Origin of the sequence: Dactylosporangium aurantiacum (genome assembly GCF_000716715.1) — a bacterium.
In the GTDB taxonomy this organism is placed as follows: domain Bacteria; phylum Actinomycetota; class Actinomycetes; order Mycobacteriales; family Micromonosporaceae; genus Dactylosporangium; species Dactylosporangium aurantiacum.
Window position 1 is genome coordinate 96,199 of sequence record NZ_JNYJ01000004.1, and the last position, 15,783, is coordinate 111,981.

Here is a 15,783-nt window from a genome sequence, read left to right on the forward strand (position 1 = left end):
GGCGCTCACTGTTCTGGCGCCCGCGCTGTACTGGCTGCCGCGCCTGCGGCGCGGCGGCGGGGGTTCCCACCCGAGGCCCCCGTGCTCCCTCCGGTCGCACTTCCAACCTGCACCGACTGGCGAGATCGGGCGCTGCGCTTCCTAGCTACGTCGCGGCCGGGCTTCCACGGGGGCTGGACTTCGGCGGAGCCGTCTTGGGCGCCTCTCCCCGGGTTGCGCGATTGGGCTTGGGGTCAGGTGGACTTGCGGGTGACGATCCAGGCGAGGCCGGCGGCGGCGAGCAGGCCGACCAGGGAGGCGGCCAGGAACACCGGGCCGATGACGAGCTTGACGACGGCCAGGATCAGGACGCTGACGATGGCGCTGGCGCTCACGATGGCGGTGGCGCGCAGGAGCCAGGCGAGGATGACGCCGGGCGAGACGATGGCGTCGTAGGGCAGGGCGGCGGCCAGCGCGGCGAGGGAGTGGACCAGGTACAGGGCCGTGGCCAGGGCGATGACGCGCGGGATGGTGACGACCTGGTCGTAGAAGTAGCTGCCCAGCAGCCAGCCGAAGGCGCAGAGCAGGATCGCCAGGCCGACCAGGCGGGTGCGCGGGAAGACGGCCGGGAGCGCGGCCAGCACCGCGGTGAACACGACGGCGGCCGGGCGCAGGATCACGTCGGGCGGGAAGGCCACCAGGGCCGCGACCAGGGTGAGCAGGAACAGCATGAAGCGGACGAGCAGGGGGCCGGCGGCGGCGCGCTCCAGCATGTCCTTGACCCGGCCGAGGCGGGTGAGCAGGAAGTCCTGCAGCTCCTCGATCATTTGGTGACCGTCCGGGAGAGGGCGACGCGGGTCACACCGCGCAGGACCTCGTCGAGGCTGCCGGCGCCGCCCCACGGGACGACCGGGACGCCGTGCTCGCGGAGCTGGCCGATGACGCTGTCGCGTTCCAGGGACCAGAGGCGGTGGGCGACGGCGCCCCAGGGGCCGGTGCCGCGCAGCGGGTCGGCGGCCGAGGTGAGGGTGTCGACGGCGACCACGAAGCGGCCGGCGCGGGCGAGGTTGGCCAGCATCGCGGCGGAGCGCGGGTCGAGCAGCGGGGTCAGGACCATCACGAGCGCGTTGTGCTGGACCATGTGCGGGCCGAAGACCGAGGGCGGCGGCTCGTCGGCGACCTGGGCGGGAGTGATGTCGAGCAGCCACTCCAGGGTCGTCATGTAGTGCCGGCGGCCGCTGGCGGGGCGCAGCTGGCGGATCTGGCCGCCGTACTGCAGCAGGGCGACCCGGTCACCGCGGCGCAGGTAGTGCTCGGCGATGCCGGCGGCGGCGCGGACGGTGGTGTCCAGCACGGAGGCGCGGCCGTCGATGCCGCCGGAGCGGCCCGCCTCGTGCAGCGCGTCGAGCAGGACGACGACCTCGGCGTCGCGGTCGGACAGGGTGCTGACCACGTGCAGCTCGCGGGTGCGCAGGGAGACGCGCCAGTCGATGCGGCGCAGCCGGTCGCCGGAGCCGAAGCGGCGCACGCCGGCGAGCTCGCCGCCCTCGCCGGGGCGGCGGGAGCGGTGGCCGCCGACGTGGCCGGCGGCGCGGGGCATGGCCTCGTCGGCGTCGAAGTGCTCGATCGCCGGGTACGCCTTGACCGGCAGCGCGGGCGCCTGCACGGGGCGGCTGATGAGCAGGCCGTCGGCGGCGAAGGCGTGCGCGGTGACCGGCCCGAGCGGGTGGCGGCCCCAGCGCAGCACCCTGCCGTGCAGGTCGACGCCGGCGATGGTGCCGGGGTCGACGCCGACGGCGTACGGGCGGTCGCTGTGCTCCAGGCGGACCCAGCGCGGCACGGCGAGGCGGACCACGACGAGGTCGAAGCGGCCCGGGTTGGGGTTGCCGACGCCGACGTTCACGTCGAGGTCGGCGCCCTCGACCACGAACGGCTCGGCGGTGGTGACCTCCACCGTCGGCGCGCGGCCGGGGCGGCGCACCAGCGACAGGGCGGTGCCGAGGGCGAACGGGGTGGCGAGCACCACCAGGTCGAACCGGCCGGTGAGGACGGCGGCGATGACGAGCACCGCGGCGACGAGCACGGCCCGGCCGAGCGCCCGGGTCGGTTCGAAGGCGCGCGCGTGCGTGCGCCGCTCAGCCACGCCTTCCGCCGTAGGTGGGCAGCGCGCCGCTGGCCGGGGCCGGGGTCTGCGCGAGCACCTCGCCCACCACGGCCCGGGGGTCGATCCGCTTGAGCCACATCTCCGGCAGCAGCGTGATGCGGTGTGCGAGCGCCGGCACCGCGACCGCCTTCACGTCCTCGGGGATGACGTAGTCGCGGCCGCTGAGGGCGGCGGCGGCGCGGGCCAGCAGCAGCAGCGCGAGCGAGCCGCGGGGCGAGGCGCCGACGAGGACCTGCGGGTGGGCGCGGGTCGCCGCGGTCAGCGAGACGATGTACCGCCCGATCGAGTCCTCGACGCTGACGTCCTCCAATGCGCCCTGCATGGCCAGGAGGGTCTCTGCGTCGACGACCGGCTCGATGACCGCGTCCTCCTGGCGGCGGCTCATCCGGCGGCGCAGCACCTCCCACTCCTCGTCGGCCTCCGGGTAGCCGAACGACACGCGGAGCAGGAACCGGTCGAGCTGGGCCTCGGGCAGCGGGTAGGTGCCCTCGTACTCGATCGGGTTGGCGGTGGCGAGGACGTGGAACGGCGGGTCGAGCCGGTAGGTGGCGCCCTCGACGGAGACCTGCCGCTCCTGCATCGCCTCCAGCAGCGCCGACTGCGTCTTCGGCGGGGTGCGGTTGATCTCGTCGGCGAGCAGCAGGTTCGTGAAGACCGGCCCGGCCCGGAACGTGAACTCGTGCGAGCGCTGGTCGTACAGGAACGAGCCGGTGACGTCGGCGGGCAGCAGGTCCGGGGTGAACTGCAGCCGGCGGAACCCGATGCCGAGCGTCTGCGCGAACGAGCGCGCGGTCAGCGTCTTGGCCAGGCCCGGCAGGTCCTCCAGCAGCACGTGCCCGCCGGCGAGGATCCCGGCCAGGACCAGCTCCAGGGAGTCGCGCTTGCCGACGACCACCGTGCCGACCTGGTCCAGGACCACCTTGGCGATCCGGCCAACCTCGGCCGGTGCGAGCGTCTTCATAGCTCCTCCACCTTCGCGACGATCGATGCTACGACGGCCGGGCTCGGCACGCGCGTCGGCGGCTGGTGCAGCAGCGTCCACAGCTCGTCGCCCAGTAGTGCTCTGGCCTGTCTCGGCGAGCCCGCCAGGGTGATCCCGTGCCGCTGCCGCAGCCTGGTGTCCACCAGGTCGGCGATGCGGGGCACGACGAGCGCGCCGAACCGCTTGGCGTCGCGCTCGCCCCACACCAGGCGGTCCTCCCACCGGCCCACGGCGAGCCGCAGGCCGTCGAGGACCGGCACCCCGTCCAGGACCTCCCCGGTGCGCCGGGTCCTGGCCAGGGCCTTCTTCTTCGCCAGGGTCGGCGGCCGGACCGGGGTCAGGCCCCGGCCGGTGACGGCGACCGGCAGCTCGTCGGCGCGCACCTGCCGCAGCGCCTCCTGGATCACCGCGACGGCGAGGATGCCGAGGAAGACGAGGGGGTAGGACACCGTCAGGCCGAACACGTACAGCAGCCCCCACCCGACGGTGGTGAGCGCGAGCGCGATGAACAGCCGGCGGATCCACCACCGGGTGTCGTACGGCCGCGACGGGCGGCGCACGGGGCGCGGGTCGGCGGCGACGGCGGTGCGGCCGGCGTCGAAGAGCTCCTCGAGGCTGACCATCTCGTCGGGGTTACGCGCCATGCACGGCACCTCCCTGCACCCCGCGCAGCGCGAGCTCGGCCCGCAGCTGCCGCAGGGCCTCGATGGCGCCCCGGCGGGTCCGGTCGTCGACGGGGTGGGTCGCGTAGCGGGCCTCGCGGTAGACGTGCGCCAGCCCTTCCAGGGTGGGCCGGCTGATCTGGTGGCCGGACAGGAGCCGGGTGACGAGGTCGGTCGGGCTGTCGCCGGTCTCCCGTGGCGTGCCGGCGGCCGCGGCGGCCCGCTCCAGGCGGACCCAGCAGGCGATGACGGCGCGGCGCGGGTCGGTGTCGGTGTCGGACAGCTCGACGATGCCGGCGTCGACCGCGGCGATCACCGCGGCGCCGCCGTCGTCGGTCATCGGGGCCGGCTGCTTCGGCTCGACGAACAGCCGCGCCTTGCGCTTCGGGTCCCCGTTGCGCAGCAGCGACCAGACCAGCACGCCGGCGGCGGCGACGATCACCAGCACGCACAGGATCCCGGCGGTGTAGGTCACCCAGTCAGGCAGCGCGTACGACGACGCCTGGTCGGGGGCGGCCTCCGGCGGCAGCGACGCGGCCACGGTGCGGGTCGGCAGCGGGGACGGCGCCGGCGGGCTGGGGTCCAGCGGCGGCACCGGCAGCTTGCTGATCTCCGGTGAGGAGGTGGCGGCGGCGACGGCGGCGACCCCGAGCATCCCGATCACGGCGAGCACCGGCAACCAGCGGTTGAAGGTGCGGTCCATGACATCCCCGTCGGTCAGTGTCATCCGATCCCGGCGAGGGCCTTCGCACGGGTGAAAACCTCGTCCAGCATTCCTGGCGTGAGCCTGCCGGTAAAGGTGTTCTGCTGGCTCACGTGGTAACAACCGAGCAACGCGGGGGCGCCGTCGGCCTGCCACAGCGTGCCGTGGCCGAACGGTACCTTCCGCGCCGGTGCTACACCGTAGACGGCGCGCAGCGCGGGCCAGAACGCGGCCCACGCGAACCCGCCGAGCGCGATCACGACCCGCAGGTCAGGGCGGATGAGGGCGAGCTCGCGGTGCAGGTAGGGCGCGCAGGTGTCGCGCTCGGCGGGGGTCGGCTTGTTGTCCGGCGGCGCGCAGCGCACGGCGGCGAAGATGCGGGTCGCGGTGATGGCGAGGCCGTCGTCGCGGCTCGTGCTGGTCGGCTGGTTGGCCAGGCCGGCCCGGTGCATGGCGGCGAACAGCACGTCACCGGACCGGTCGCCGGTGAAGATGCGACCGGTCCGGTTCCCGCCGTGCGCCGCCGGGGCCAGGCCGAGGATGCCGATGCGGGCGTCGTGGGCGCCGAAGCCGGGGACGGGGCGGCCCCAGTACTCCTCGTCGCGGAACGCGGCCCGCTTCGTCGCGGCGACCTGCTCGCGCCAGGCGACCAGCCGGGGGCAGCGCCGGCAGCCGGCGATCTCGGCGTCGAGGCGGTCCAGCGCGTCGGTCACGCCCCCAACGCTAGCGGGACGGCGACGCGCCCACCGATGCGGAGACGGACGGGGAGACGGACGGGGACACCGGCGCAGAGACCGACGGTGCCGGCGACCCGGACGGGGACGCGCTGCCGGTCGGCTCCGGGGCGGCGGTCGACGGCGTCGGGTAGGCGGTGCCGAGGCACAGCGGGTAGCTCGCCGGCCGGCCGCCCTCGCCGCCGGTGCACCGCCAGTAGTCGCCGACCTGGATCGCGTTGCCGTTCTGGTCGTACAGCGTGACGTGGTCGAGCTGCCGGCCGTGCTCGTCGACGGGGAAGACGTTGGTCACGCCGTCGAACGGGCCGCCGCCGGTCTGGTAATAACCCTGCGGGTCGTCGTAGCCGCGCAGGATGCCCGGCGCGTTGGCGACGACGAACAGCAGCCCGACAATGGCGACCGCGGTGCCGGCGAACCCGACCCAGCGGGGCACCCGGGGCCCGCCGGTGGCGCCGACGCGGATCGACACGACGATCGCGACGGCGAGCAGCAGCCAGCCGATGGGGTCGTCGAAGCGGTCCGCCGGCACGATGTCGACGGCGAAGATCAGCACGACGACCGCCACCGCGCGGGCGATCCACCACGCGGGGCGCAGCAGCCGCAGGAACTGCGTCGCCCGCGGGTAGCCGATGAGCCGGCCGGCGCGCTCGTCGAGGCCCGGCAGGGCGGCGACGAACCGGTCGTAGGCCGCGACGATGGGGGCGCGGTCGGCGGCGCGGCCCGGGCCGGTGTCGAGGCCGGCGGCGGCGCGCAGCTCGGCGGCGTAGGTCGCCGGCGGGCCGAGCCGGTCGACGAGGGGCCCGCCCTGCTCGGCGATCACCTCGGCGAAGTGCGCCGGCAGGTCCTCCAGCAGCTCGTCGCGGGCCTCGGCGGGCAGGTCGGCGAGGGCCGCGGCGACCCGCTCGTAGTAGTAGTCGATCTCGATGGCGGTCCCCTCGGTCACGACGCCTCCCCGATCAGCTGGTCCATGGTGGCGGCGAACCCCCGCCACACCTTGCCGGAGGCGTTGAGCTGGGTGCGGCCGGCGGCGTTGAGCGCGTAGTACTTGCGGTGCGGCCCCGACTCGCTGGGGACCACGTAGGTGGTGAGCATCCCGGCCTGGAACAGCCGGCGCAGGGTGCCGTAGACGGAGGCGTCGCCGACCTCGTCGAGCCCGGCCGAGCGCAGCCGGCGCAGGATGTCGTAGCCGTACCCGTCCTCGTCCCGCAGGACGGCGAGCACGGCCAGGTCGAGGACCCCCTTGAGCAGCTGGGTGGTGTCCACGTGAAGCAGAGTAGTACGCAATGCGCAGTACTATCAAGCGCGGAATGCCGGACGGGCGGCCCGCGTGTCGCGGACCGCCCGTCGGGACGAGAGGGTTGCGGTGGCTACTTGGCCGGGGCGAGGCAGAGGGCCTGGCCGTCGGTGACGTCGGTGCCCTGCCAGAGCACGGACTCGGCGCCGTCGTCGATGTAGTCGTCGCAGACCGTCGTCTCCTTCTTGAGCGCGTCGGCCCGCGCGACACCGTCCTTGACGCCCACGACCTTGTACTTGGCCTTGGCGTCGTCGCACTTGACGATCTTCAGGTCCACGTCCTTGGTGGCGTCGCTCTCGATGGTGTCGCCCTCGAGGCAGTCGCCGACCTTGGCGTTGGTGGAGCTGTTCTTGATCGAGTCGAAGATGCTGTTGCCGGTCGCATACAGGATGCCGCCGCAGACCAGGCACAGCGCCACGATGACCGCCACGATGATCAGGATGATCTTGCCGGCCTTGCTGCGGCGCGGCGGGGGCGGCGGGGCGCCGAACGGGGCGCCGCCGGGCGGCGGGCCGTACTGCGGAGCGCCACCGAACTGCGACTGGTCCCCGTACTGCGGGGCGCCGCTGAACGGCTGGTCCCCGTACTGCGGTGCGCCACCGTACTGCGGCTGCTGGCCGTACTGCGGCTGCTGGCCGTACTGCGGCGGCTGCTGCCCGTAGGGGTCGCCGCCACCGGGCGGCGGGTAGCCGCCGGGCGGCGGGTACTGATCTGACATGTGCTTCCTTCCGGGGTATGCCGCAAAGATCACCCTATCGGGCGAAGTGGACCCGAGTTTGCAAAAGCGACCCACCGACCCTCGGGCGACGGCTCACGATAACCGCAGACGCCTGCTGGACACAGTCGGGTGCGCCGGCGTATTACGGTGTGCGCCGTGACCGATCTGTTGAAACGCCTCGCCTCGGCGCCCGGTGTCTACCGGGGACGTGGCGACGGGCTGGAGTCCGGACCGTTCGTCGCCCGCATCAAGGTGACCTCGGTGGTGCGCGGCAACGCGATCACCCTCGACTACGAGGCGGTCAGCGACAGCAAGGGACTGCAACACGTTGAGCACACCATCCTCACGGCAAGTGAGGCCGGGCGGCTCGAACTGCACGTCACCTGCCTCGAATTGCCTGGCGTGACCCGATTTGTCGAGCACGAGCCCGGGGTGTTCAACGCGTACGAGGGACCGATGCCGGCGAAGATCATCATGACCATGCCGCAGGAGGGCGTGCTCACCTACGGCTGGTGGTGGTCCCGCGACGACGCCGAGCCGCGCGAGCAGTCCCGCGCCGAGGTCCGCCGCACCGGCTGAGACCGGCCGATCAGGACTGACGTAAACACGACATCGCGACACCGTCCAGAATGTCCGCCTCGGAGGCGACGACCGCCTCGGCGCCGGACCGCTCCAGGATGATGCGCAGGATCAGCGCGCCGGCCCCGATGACGTCGGCGCGCCCCGGGTGCATGACGGCGTTGGCGAGCCGCTGCTCGGGCGTGGCCGCGAGCAGGTCCGCGGTCACCTTCGCCACGTCGGCGGTGGAGACGGTGGCGCGGTGGATGCGCCCGGCGTCGTACTCGGTCAGCCCGAGCGCGAGCGCGGTGACGGTGGTCACCGAGCCGGCGAGGCCGACGAGCGTGCGGGCCCGGCCGGCGTCGACCGCGGCGAGGGCCCGGTCGACCTCGGTGGTGATGTCCCGCTCGGCGGCCGCGACCTGGGCCGGCGTCGGCGGGTGGTCGTGCAGGTGCCGCTCGGTGAGCCGGACGCAGCCGATGTCGACGCTGATCGCGGCGTCGACCCCGTCCTGGGAGCCCACCACGAACTCGGTCGAGCCGCCGCCGATGTCGAAGACCAGGAACGGCGCCCGCGCCCGCAGGCCCTGCACGGCGCCGGCGAAGGTGAGCCGGGCCTCCTCGTCGCCGCTGACGACCTCGGGGGCGAAGCCGAGAGTGGCGGTGACCATGGCCCGGAAGTCCTCGGCGTTGGACGCGTCGCGGCTGGCGCTGGTGGCCACCATCCGGGCGCGCGCGACGCCGGCCGCGGCGATCTCGGCGGCGTAGTCGACCAGCGCGACCCGGGTGCGCTCGATCGCCGCCTCGGCCAGCCGGCCGGTGCGGTCGACCCCCTCGCCGAGCCGCACGATGCGCATCTGCCGGGTGACGTCCACGAGGGAGCCGTCGGGGCCGGCGTCGGCGATGAGCAGCCGGACGGAGTTGGTGCCGCAGTCGATGGCCGCCACTCGGGTCATGCGATCAACCTACAGATGCAGCAGCATCCGGTGGTTGCCGAGGGTGTTGGGCTTGACCCGCTCCAGGTCCAGGAACTCCGCGACGCCCTCGTCGTAGGAGCGCAGCAACTCCTCGTAGACCTGGTGGGTGACGGGGGTGCCGTCGATCGGCACGAAGCCGAACGAGGCGAAGAACCGGGTCTCGAACGTGAGCACGAACACCCGCCGCACGCCGATCTCGCGGGCCGCGGTGAGCAGCTCCGCGACGATCCGGTGGCCGATCTTGTGGCCGCGCATGATCGGGTCGACGGCGACCGTGCGGACCTCGGCGAGGTCCTCCCACATCACGTGCAGCGCGCCGCAGCCGACGATCACGCCGTCGCGCTCCGCGACCCAGAACTCCTGCACGGCCTCGTACAGCGCCACCATCGGCTTCGACAGCAGCCGCCGGTCCGCCACGTACATGGCGACCAGCCGCCGGATGCCCCGCACGTCTGCGGTCCGGGCCCGCCGGACGGTTACCTCCATGACGGCCAGGGTAGTGGCGCGCGGATGTGGCATCTGACACGTGAGCGCGTGCTTGTCGTCACCGCCGTTGCGGCGACCGTCGTGGCGGGCACCATGTCCGTCCTGTTCCTGACCCGCGAGCCCGCCACCCGCGTGGTGACCGTGGAGCGGACCCAGCTCGTGACGCCGAGCGCGGCGCCGGTGCGCAGCGGCGCCGGCGTCGTGAAGGCCGGCTACGCGGTGCGCAGCAAGTGGAAGGACGGCTTCAACGCCGAGGTGACGGTGACCAACATCGGCAGCCAGCCGCTGCAGGGGTGGATCGTCCAGCTGCAGCTGCCGGCGGGGGTGGACCCGACCTCGACCTGGGGCGCCGCCGCGGAGCACAAGGCGGACCGGCTCACCCTGCGCTCCCAGTCGTGGAACACCTACCTGGAGCCCGGCGGCTCGATCCGGATGGGCTTCGAGGCGAAGGGCAAGGCGGCCGAACCGGTCAGCTGCACCGTCAACGGGTCGCCCTGCTGACAGTTCGTTGCACGCCGCGGTGAGCGGCCCCACATTGGGCGGCATGCATCGTGCCGGCTCCAGAATCCTGACCGTCGTGCTCGCGTCCGCGCTCGGCGCCGGCGCGCTGGGCTGCGGCTTCATCAACCAGGTCAAGCAGACCGTCGACAACGTCTCCGCCATCACCGACCTCGCCGACCGGCTGGGCAAGTCCGGGAAGCTCACCTTCACCGCCGAGTACAAGACCGACGACGGCACCGCCACCACCGTGGTGCAGCAGCCGCCGAAGGCCGCCTACATCGGCAAGGACGGCCGCTTCATCCTCACCGAGGACGCGCTGCTCGTCTGCAACGGCAAGACCGGGCAGAAGGTCGTGTGCCAGAAGAGCGCCGTGCAGACCGGCCAGCTGTCCTCCGCCGACCAGGCCGCGTACCTCTCCGCGGTGGCCGGCGGCGGCTTCATCAACACCGAGATGGCGCTCGCCCTGATGACGGCGGCGGCGGTGGTGCCCGGCGTCAAGATCGCCGAGAACACCGCGACGATCGCCGGCCAGCAGAGCGACTGCCTCGACGTCACCGGCATCCCCCAGGACGCCAACGCCGGCCCCAACGACGTGTCGGCCAAGGAGTTCCACGTCTGCGTCGCCGAGTCCGGCCTGCTCACCCGGTTCAAGGGGGTCGGCACCGACGACAAGGCGATCGGCGTGGAACTCAGCAAGTACAGCGAGAAGGTCGACGCCCAGGCGTTCGTCGCGCCGAAGGGTGCGCAGATCGTCACGGCGACCGCACCGCCGGCCCCCGGTAAGTAAAACTTCCTGTCCTGCTCTGTAACACTCGGGCGGCGGAGGCGACCGGGCTGCCGTAACGTGCAGAACCGTGCTGACGCCGCCCGCTGGTCTCACCGAAGACGCGCTCGCGGAGGCTCTGCGTCGCGAATGGGGCCTCGCGGTCGCCGCGCTGGGCTACCGGGCGGTCGGCTTCGGCAGCCACCACTGGGAGGTCACCGACGACGGCGGCAACCGCTGGTTCGTCACCGTCGACCATGACGCCGACGTCGGGCGGCTCACGGCGTCGCTGAGCGTCGCGGTGGACCTGCACGCCATCGGCCGCACGTTCGCGGTGGCCCCGGTGCCGACCCGCCGGGGGCAGCCTCTCGCGGTGCTCGGGGAGTTCACCGTCACCGTGTACCCGTTCGTCGACGGCCAGAGCTTCGACTGGAACGCGTTCCGCGGCCCCGACCACCGCCAGGCCACTCTCGACATGATCATCCAGCTGCACACCGCGCCGGAGATCGTGCAGCGGCACGCCCGCGTCGACGACTTCGCCGTCCCGGGCCGCGGCGAGATCGAGGCGGCCCTGAAGGCGCCCGGCCCCGACTGCGGCCCCTACGCCCGACCGGCCGCGGAGCTGCTCGCCGGGCACCGCGAGGCTCTCGCCGGCCTGCTGGCCCGCTACGACGAGCTGGTCCTGGACAGCCACGGTGAGCCCGTGCGGGCCGTGCTCACCCACGGCGAGCCGCACTCGGGCAACACGATGCTCACCCCGGGCGGCTGGCGCCTCATCGACTGGGACACCGTCCTGATCTCGCCGCCGGAGCGCGACCTGTGGCTGATCGAGCCGGGCGACGGCTCCATCTTCTCCGCCTACGCCGCGGCCACCGGCGTGCTGCCCCGCCCGTCGACGATCATGCTCTACCAGCTGCGGTGGGCGCTGACGGACATCGCCGTCGAGGTGCGCCGCTTCCGCCGCCCGCACACCGGCACCGCCGACGACCTCGAGGGCTGGGAGATCCTGCGCTCCGTGGTCACCCGCATCTGACGGCGCCGCACCGCGACGGGCCGCACCGCGACGGGCCGCAACCGACGGGACTCATCCGACGGGACTCATCCGGCGGGGCTCATCCGGCGGGCCGCGTGGCGGGTCGGATCGCGCCGGTCTCAGTCCGGGGGCGGCACGCAGGGGCCGGCGGCCCACCACTCGCCGGCCTTGGCGAGGGTCTCGTCGCCGAACGGGTTGACGCCCGGGCCGACCGCGAGGGCGTGGCCGAGGTGGACGTGCAGGCACTTGACCCGGGTCGGCATGCCGCCGGCGGAGACGCCGTCGATCTCCTCGACGTGGCCGACCTGCTCCCGCCGGCGCAGGTAGTCCTCGTGCGCCGCCGCGTACGCCTTGCGCAGGTCGGGGTCCTCGGCGAGCCGGGCGCCCATCTCGCGCATGAGACCGGCGGACTCCAGCCGGCTGCACTCGTGCACCGCCCGCGGGCAGGTCAGGTAGAACAGCGTCGGGAACGGCGTGCCGTCGGGCAGCCTCGGCGTCGTCTCCACGACGTCGGGCAGGCCGCAGGGGCAGCGGTGGGCGACGGCACGGGTGCCGCGCGGGGTGCGCCCGAGCTGCGCGGCGACGACCGCGAGATCCTCCTCGGTGGCCGGCTCGAAGTCGGTCTGTCCGTGTTCGGAAGTCATCCTCAGTCCGCCGCCTCGACGCTCGACCACAGTTTGCCGTACCAGGGCCGCGACGCCTTCTCGGCGCCCGGGATCGCGGCCGGGTCGGCCTGCTGGCTGCGCGCCGGGTCGACCACGACGAACGGCTTCTCGCCGGGCAGCACCATGTGCAGCCGCTGGCGGGCCTGACTGATCACGTATTCCCTGTCGTCCCATTTCGCCGCCCGCGCCGCCATCTCGGCGATCTTGGCGGTCTGCCGCTCCTGGCTCTGCTCCAGGGCGGTGATCTCGGCCTGCTGGGCGAGGTAGACGCGCACCGGATACGCATACGCCAGCAGCAGGACCAGCAGCACCAGGCCGAGGACCACGGCCCGGCTGGTGAACCGCCTGGGCTGCGGGGCGCGGGTGCGCAGCGCGGCACCGCCGGAGGACACCGCCCGCCGGGCGACCGCCTGCCGGGCCGGTGCCCGTCCCGCTCCGCCGGCCCCGGCGCGCTGGACGCCGCGGGGACCCGAGCCCCTGGTCGGCGCGCCGCGGCCGCCGGGCCTGGTGCGCTGCTGCATGCCTCCCCCTTGTGGCACACGCCCGCGGCCCCCGGGTCGAGGGCCGCGGGCATGGAGCCGGACTAACGGTACCGCGGGAACGCGCCCCGACCGGCGTAGCGCGCCGCGTCGTCGAGCTCGTCCTCGATGCGCAGGAGCTGGTTGTACTTGGCGACCCGCTCGGACCGGGCCGGGGCGCCGGTCTTGATCTGGCCGCTGCCGACCGCGACCGCCAGGTCGGCGATCGTGGTGTCCTCGGTCTCGCCGGAGCGGTGGCTCATCATCGTGCGGAACCCGGCGCGGTGCGCCAGGTCGACGGCGTCGAGCGTCTCGGTGAGCGAGCCGATCTGGTTGACCTTCACCAGCACCGCGTTGGCGGTGTCGGTGGCGATGCCGCGGGCGATGCGCTGCGGGTTGGTGACGAACAGGTCGTCGCCGACGATCTGGATCCGGCCGCCGAGCGCGTCGGTCATCGCCTTCCAGCCGTCCCAGTCCTCCTCCGACAGCGGGTCCTCGATGGACACGATCGGGTAGGCGTCGACGAGCTGGGTGTAGTACGCGATCATCTCGGCGGAGGACTTGCCGCCACCCTCGAAGGTGTAGGCGCCGTCGGAGTAGAACTCCGTCGCCGCCACGTCGAGCGCGAGCACGACGTCGCTGCCGAGCGAGTAGCCGGCCTTCTCGACGGCCTCGGCGATCAGGTCGAGCGCGGCCGCGTTGGTCGGCAGGTTGGGCGCGAAGCCGCCCTCGTCGCCGAGGCCCGTGGACAGGCCCTTCTTCTTCAGGACCGACTTGAGCGAGTGGTACACCTCGGCGCCGGTGCGCAGCGCCTCACGGAAGGTCGGCGCGCCGATCGGCGCGATCATGAACTCCTGGACGTCGACGTTGGAGTCGGCGTGGGAGCCACCGTTGAGGATGTTGAGCATCGGCACCGGCAGCAGGTGCGCGTTGGGGCCGCCGAGGTACTTGAACAGGCTCAGGCCGGCCGAGTCCGCCGCCGCCTTGGCGACCGCGAGCGAGACGCCCAGGATCGCGTTGGCGCCCAGGTTGGACTTCTCCGGCGTGCCGTCCAGGTCGAGCATCGCCTGGTCGATGAGGCGCTGCTCGGTCGCGTCGAAGCCGCGCACGGCCTCGGCGATGCGCTCGTTGACGTTCTCGACCGCCTTCTCGACGCCCTTGCCGAGGTAGCGCTTCGCGTCACCGTCGCGCAGCTCGTTGGCCTCGAAGGCGCCGGTCGAGGCACCGGACGGGACGGCCGCGCGGGCCAGGGTGCCGTCGTCGAGGACGACCTCGACCTCGACGGTCGGGTTGCCCCGCGAGTCCAGGATCTCCCGCGCGCCGATTGCTTCAATCGTGGCCACTGTCACTCCTTGCAGACAAAGATTGGTCGGCCGCCACGGTGCGGCACCCTGAGCCTATCGGTTCGGCGGATCTTGCTGAGTCGCACCTACAGGTTGAGCAGGGTTCGCAGGTGGCGGGGCGGAGGTGAGCCGTGCGCGAGCATCTGGTCGTGCCAGTCGCGCAGCGTGACGTCCACCGGCCGTTCATCCGCTATCTCACGCACCTCGGTGTAGCCCACGAAGTACGTCGACAGCTGGGTCGAGGACAGCAGCGCGCGGCGCCACTTCCCGGCCGCCTCACCCTCCTCCTGGAAGCCGGCGCCCATCATCAGCGCCATCGCCTCCTGCTCGGTCATCCCGTCGCAGTGGACCCGCTGGTCGATGATCGCGTTGATGCTCATCCGCAGCTGCATCTTGAGCTGCTGCAGGCGCACCGGCAGGCCGCCGAAGCCGCGCTCGGCCATCAGCTCCTCGGCGTAGACCGCCCAGCCCTCCACGAACGGCCCGGACCAGCCGATCGCCCGGGCCCGGGTACGGCCGCGGAACCGCCGGGCGTGCGCCAGCTGCAGGAAGTGCCCGGGCGTCGCCTCGTGCACGGTCAGGTCGCGCAGCATGTGGGTGTTGTACTCGCGGTAGAACGACGCGACCCGCTCCGCGGACCACTCCGACGGGGTGGGTGAGATGCAGAAGAACGTCGGCAGCTCGGCGGTCTCCAGCAGGCCGGGCGGGTCGCAGTAGGCCACGGCGACGCCCCGGGCGAACTCCGGCATCTCCATGATGACCAGCGGGTCGTCCACGAGGGTGACGAGGTCGTGCTCCCGGGCGAACGCGGTCGCCTCCTCCAGGGCCACCTTCGCCTGCTCGACGATCGTGTCGTTGTCCGGCACGTCGGCGGCGGCCAGGGCGAACGCGGCGCGGACCGTCTCGTCGGTCTCCGGCCCGCCGGTCAGCTGCGCCGCGGCGGCCCGCAGCTGCGCGCCCACCCGCTCGAGGTTGTCCTCGGCGCGGCGCAGCACCGCGGCCGCACCGAGCTCGGTGTCCAGCGTGTGCCACAGCCGGGCCTCCCACAGCCGGCGGCCCAGCCGCGGGTCCCGCTCGGCGGTGTCGACCCGCCCGCGCAGCCAGGCGGCGAACTCGTCGAGCTGCGCCGCGGCGCGTTCCTGCAGCGGACGCACCACCTCGGCCAGCCCGGGCGCCTCCTTGAGCAGCTCGCCGAGCTCGTCGCGGACCAGCCGCGCGGTGCCCTGGAACTGCCCGGCCGCGGTCTCCACGTGCACCCGGGGCATGTCGGTCAGGGTCTCGCGGGCCGTGGCGAGCGCGTCGGGGATCGCCGACAGCCGCGCCGCGAGGGAGGTGAGCCGCTCCTCCGCGGGTGCGAACGGCCGGGAGATCAGCGCGTCGAGCAGCGTCGCCGGGTTGTGCACGAGCGGGTTCCATTCGTGCTCGCGGATCTCGGTCCGCTCGAACAGCATCCGCTCGACCCGGGCCAGCAGCACCGCGTGGTCGACCTGCTCCTGCGGGTCGAGCAGGTCCAGGTCCACCTGGGACAGCGCGGCGGAGGCGTCGCGGAGCATGTCGACGTCGGCGGCGACGCCCTCGGTGGACAGGTCGGGCAGCCGGTCGTCGAAGCGGTGGTCGCCGGCCGACGCGGCGAGCCGCGGATCGGACTCCAGCAGCGCGTCGGCGATGTGCTCGGCAAGAGGCACGAAGTCATGCGGCATGGGT

The 15,783-nt window shown here is 73.2% G+C and carries 19 protein-coding genes; 4 read left to right on the forward strand and 15 right to left on the reverse strand.

The window, feature by feature from the left end; genetic code table 11:
• Positions 1 to 233 precede the first annotated feature (233 nt).
• From OP18_RS05150 to OP18_RS05190, 9 genes are all read right to left on the reverse strand, one after another.
• A complete protein-coding gene (locus tag OP18_RS05150) occupies positions 234 to 806 on the reverse strand; it encodes a hypothetical protein (RefSeq protein WP_052386250.1) in 573 nt (190 codons plus the stop codon).
• Entirely contained in the window at positions 803 to 2,122 is a 1,320-nt protein-coding gene (locus OP18_RS05155) for a DUF58 domain-containing protein (protein ID WP_033357568.1), read from the reverse strand. The genes OP18_RS05150 and OP18_RS05155 overlap by 4 nt, the downstream gene beginning before the upstream one ends.
• The gene (locus OP18_RS05160) at positions 2,115 to 3,104 is read right to left on the reverse strand and encodes an AAA family ATPase (protein ID WP_033357569.1); all 990 of its coding nucleotides are present in this window, start codon (positions 3,102 to 3,104) and stop codon (positions 2,115 to 2,117) included. The genes OP18_RS05155 and OP18_RS05160 overlap by 8 nt, the downstream gene beginning before the upstream one ends.
• Positions 3,101 to 3,769 carry a hypothetical protein gene (locus OP18_RS52055; protein ID WP_052386251.1) on the reverse strand — a complete coding sequence of 223 codons (669 nt, stop codon included), beginning with the start codon at positions 3,767 to 3,769 and terminating at the stop codon, positions 3,101 to 3,103. The genes OP18_RS05160 and OP18_RS52055 overlap by 4 nt, the downstream gene beginning before the upstream one ends.
• Positions 3,759 to 4,490 (reverse strand): DUF4129 domain-containing protein, encoded by a 732-nt coding sequence (locus OP18_RS05170; RefSeq protein ID WP_033357570.1) that lies wholly within the window; start codon positions 4,488 to 4,490, stop codon positions 3,759 to 3,761. The genes OP18_RS52055 and OP18_RS05170 overlap by 11 nt, the downstream gene beginning before the upstream one ends.
• A gap of 20 nt (positions 4,491 to 4,510) precedes the next feature.
• Positions 4,511 to 5,203 (reverse strand): uracil-DNA glycosylase, encoded by a 693-nt coding sequence (locus tag OP18_RS05175; RefSeq protein WP_033357571.1) that lies wholly within the window; start codon positions 5,201 to 5,203, stop codon positions 4,511 to 4,513.
• A 10-nt stretch (positions 5,204 to 5,213) separates the two neighbouring features.
• On the reverse strand, positions 5,214 to 6,167 hold the full coding sequence (locus OP18_RS05180; protein ID WP_052386252.1) for an HAAS signaling domain-containing protein: 954 nt from the start codon (positions 6,165 to 6,167) through the stop codon (positions 5,214 to 5,216).
• Positions 6,164 to 6,487 (reverse strand): PadR family transcriptional regulator, encoded by a 324-nt coding sequence (locus OP18_RS05185; RefSeq protein ID WP_033357572.1) that lies wholly within the window; start codon positions 6,485 to 6,487, stop codon positions 6,164 to 6,166. Before OP18_RS05185 ends, OP18_RS05180 begins: the two co-directional genes overlap by 4 nt.
• A 104-nt stretch (positions 6,488 to 6,591) precedes the next feature.
• On the reverse strand, positions 6,592 to 7,236 hold the full coding sequence (locus OP18_RS05190; protein WP_052386253.1) for an LppU/SCO3897 family protein: 645 nt from the start codon (positions 7,234 to 7,236) through the stop codon (positions 6,592 to 6,594).
• 156 nt (positions 7,237 to 7,392) lie between these two features.
• Between OP18_RS05190 and OP18_RS05195 the strand changes: the two genes are divergently transcribed.
• Positions 7,393 to 7,815, forward strand: coding sequence for a hypothetical protein (locus OP18_RS05195; protein ID WP_033357573.1), 423 nt, complete (start codon positions 7,393 to 7,395; stop codon positions 7,813 to 7,815).
• 10 nt (positions 7,816 to 7,825) lie between these two features.
• On the opposite strand, the gene OP18_RS05200 is transcribed toward OP18_RS05195, so the two are convergent.
• Both OP18_RS05200 and OP18_RS05205 read right to left on the reverse strand, forming a co-directional pair.
• A complete protein-coding gene (locus OP18_RS05200; RefSeq protein WP_033357574.1) occupies positions 7,826 to 8,740 on the reverse strand; it encodes a Ppx/GppA phosphatase family protein in 915 nt (304 codons plus the stop codon).
• 18 nt (positions 8,741 to 8,758) lie between these two features.
• Positions 8,759 to 9,256, reverse strand: a complete 498-nt coding sequence (locus OP18_RS05205) for an amino-acid N-acetyltransferase (RefSeq protein WP_245635262.1) — start codon at positions 9,254 to 9,256, stop codon at positions 8,759 to 8,761.
• A 48-nt stretch (positions 9,257 to 9,304) separates the two neighbouring features.
• Between OP18_RS05205 and OP18_RS05210 the strand changes: the two genes are divergently transcribed.
• The 3 genes from OP18_RS05210 (at position 9,305) to OP18_RS05220 (ending at position 11,553) form a co-directional block, all read left to right on the forward strand.
• Complete coding sequence (locus OP18_RS05210) at positions 9,305 to 9,757, forward strand: cellulose binding domain-containing protein (protein WP_033357575.1); 453 nt, start codon at positions 9,305 to 9,307, stop codon at positions 9,755 to 9,757.
• A 43-nt stretch (positions 9,758 to 9,800) separates the two neighbouring features.
• A complete protein-coding gene (locus OP18_RS05215; RefSeq protein WP_156089309.1) occupies positions 9,801 to 10,544 on the forward strand; it encodes a hypothetical protein in 744 nt (247 codons plus the stop codon).
• Positions 10,545 to 10,611: 67 nt separating this feature from the next.
• Positions 10,612 to 11,553, forward strand: a complete 942-nt coding sequence (locus tag OP18_RS05220; RefSeq protein WP_052386254.1) for a phosphotransferase — start codon at positions 10,612 to 10,614, stop codon at positions 11,551 to 11,553.
• Between the two features lie 119 nt (positions 11,554 to 11,672).
• Here the strand turns inward: OP18_RS05220 and OP18_RS05225 are convergent, their stop codons facing one another.
• From OP18_RS05225 to OP18_RS05240, 4 genes are all read right to left on the reverse strand, one after another.
• Entirely contained in the window at positions 11,673 to 12,197 is a 525-nt protein-coding gene (locus OP18_RS05225; RefSeq protein WP_033357577.1) for a DUF501 domain-containing protein, read from the reverse strand.
• A gap of 2 nt (positions 12,198 to 12,199) precedes the next feature.
• Entirely contained in the window at positions 12,200 to 12,739 is a 540-nt protein-coding gene (locus tag OP18_RS05230; protein ID WP_033357578.1) for an FtsB family cell division protein, read from the reverse strand.
• 62 nt (positions 12,740 to 12,801) lie between these two features.
• Entirely contained in the window at positions 12,802 to 14,079 is a 1,278-nt protein-coding gene (eno, locus tag OP18_RS05235; protein ID WP_033357579.1) for a phosphopyruvate hydratase, read from the reverse strand.
• A gap of 86 nt (positions 14,080 to 14,165) precedes the next feature.
• Entirely contained in the window at positions 14,166 to 15,779 is a 1,614-nt protein-coding gene (locus OP18_RS05240) for a DUF885 domain-containing protein (protein ID WP_033357580.1), read from the reverse strand.
• Between the last annotated feature and the right edge of the window lie 4 nt (positions 15,780 to 15,783).